2 protein-coding genes and 1 pseudogene are annotated in these 1843 nt (G+C 64.8%); all 3 read right to left on the bottom strand.

Annotation, left to right across the window (positions count from 1 at the left end):
* Positions 1-210: pseudogene (locus EOA60_RS31235) on the bottom strand (MBL fold metallo-hydrolase); the annotation flags it as partial.
* A gap of 4 nt (positions 211-214) precedes the next feature.
* Positions 215-1279 (bottom strand): ABC transporter ATP-binding protein, encoded by a 1065-nt coding sequence (locus EOA60_RS31230; protein ID WP_095824703.1) that lies wholly within the window; start codon positions 1277-1279, stop codon positions 215-217.
* Positions 1276-1843, bottom strand: a 568-nt coding sequence (locus tag EOA60_RS31225) for an ABC transporter permease subunit (RefSeq protein ID WP_128312497.1), incomplete at its 5' end; no start/stop codon positions are given. The genes EOA60_RS31230 and EOA60_RS31225, both read right to left, overlap by 4 nt.

The following is a 1843-nucleotide window of genomic DNA, read 5'->3' as shown; positions in this document are numbered from 1 at the left end:
CTGGTGTTCGGTGACCAGCGGCACATGGCGCCGCAGGCTGACATGGCCGAGACCGGTATCGAACAAAAGATCGCGGTCGCGGCCGCGCACATGCCAGATGTTGCAGCGGAAGAACGGCTTTATCCATGGCTCATGGATGAGCGTGACGTCGTCGCCCATGCGGATGCTCTCGTACCAGTCCGGAGCCTCGATGACCGGAAGCATGCTCATTGGATCAGTCCGCCAGCAGGATGATGTCTTGAGCATCGCATGAAACCGCGACCGTGTCGCCGGCCTGGACGGTCGCGGGAGCTGGTGCCTTGGCGATGAACTGCAATGCAGGATCCTGCGCCGAGGTGGCGAGCACCCGCTTGAAGCTCCCTTGGTAGACGACGTCGCTCACTCTGGCGGTGCCGAGCGCAACGTCGCCTTTCGCTCCCGCAAGGATGAGGTGCTCGGGCCGGATGGCAAGCGCCACAGCCGCGCCAGCCGGCGCCGTGCCGGGCAGCGAGATCGGCCCGAGCCTGGTCGCCACTGCGAAGCGTCCATCCTGTGTTTCGCCGGCTTTGCCGGCAAGAATCGTGCTTTCGCCCATGAAGGTCGCCGAGAAGCGAGTCTTCGGCCGCGCATAGACCCGCTCGGGCGGTCCTTCGTCCTCGATGCGCCCGTCATTCATCACCACGCAATGGTCAGCCAGGGCCATCGCTTCTTCCTGGTCGTGCGTGACATGGACGAAAGCGGTGCCGACTCGTTTCTGGATCGCTTTCAACTCGTCCTGCATCTGCCGGCGCAGCTTAAGATCCAGCGCGCCGAGCGGCTCGTCGAGCAACAGCACCGCCGGCTCGATGACCAGCGCGCGCGCCAGCGCCACGCGCTGGCGCTGGCCACCGGAGAGCTGGTGCGGCTTCTTGTCGAAGGAGGCTGCAAGCCCGACGAGGGCGAGCGCTTCGCGTGCCTTTGCCGTCCGCGTCGCGCCATCGACGCCCTGCATGCGCAACCCGAAGCCGACATTCTTACCGACGCTCATATGCGGGAACAGCGCGTAGTCCTGGAAGACGGTCGCCGTCGGTCGCTTGGCTGGCGGCACGGCGGTGCAGTCCTGCCCGCGGATGAACACCTTGCCTTCGCTGGGGGTGACGAAGCCGCCAAGGATCGAAAGGAGCGTCGTCTTGCCGGAGCCCGACGGGCCGAGGAGGATCGTGTAGGTGCCGGGCTCGATCGCGAGCGAGACGTTCTTCAAAACGGCGAGGAGGCCGAAACGATGCGAGACGTTGCGGATGTCGACCAATGGGGCGCTCATGCCGGCTTTCTCCGCAGCAGGGTCAATTCGAACAGCACCACGAGCACAATCGAGACCGCAAAGACCAGCGAGCCGACGGCATTGGTCTTGGGATTGAGGCCGGAGCGCAAGAGGTTCCAGATCTCGACCGGGAGCGTCGTCTCGAAACGGGTGAGCAGGTAGGAGATGACGAACTCGTCCCAGGAGAAGGTCATCGACAGGAAGAAGCCGGCGAAGATCGCCGGCGCCATGACCGGCACGGTGATCATCAGCAGCACCTTCCATTCGGGAGCGCCGAGGTCGCGCGCGGCGCGCTCGATGTTGATCTGGTGGTCGCCCATCTGGCTATAGATGATGGCGAAGCAGAGCGGCAGGTTGATCACCACATGGCCGATGCCGGCGGCGATGAGCGATTTCGGCACGCCGGCCCAGTTGAACAGCACCAGCAGCCCCATGCCGATGATCAGATAGCTGACGGTGAGCGGCAGCGTGATCAACCCGCGCAGCAGGGCCGAGCCCGGCAGCACGAAGCGCGCGAAACCCCAGGCGGAAAGGAAGCCGAGCGTGACGGATGCGAGCGAGGAC

The organism is Mesorhizobium sp. M1A.F.Ca.IN.020.06.1.1, from assembly GCF_004023265.1.
Lineage (GTDB): Bacteria > Pseudomonadota > Alphaproteobacteria > Rhizobiales > Rhizobiaceae > Mesorhizobium.
The sequence above is the reverse complement of the archived record's forward strand: the minus strand, read 5'-3'. Positions and strand labels throughout refer to the sequence as shown.

Coding starts and splice junctions, on each gene's coding strand:
- EOA60_RS31230 (WP_095824703.1), bottom strand. CDS start 1,279: ATGAGCGCCCCATTGGTCGACATCCGCAACGTCTCGCATCGTTTCGGC.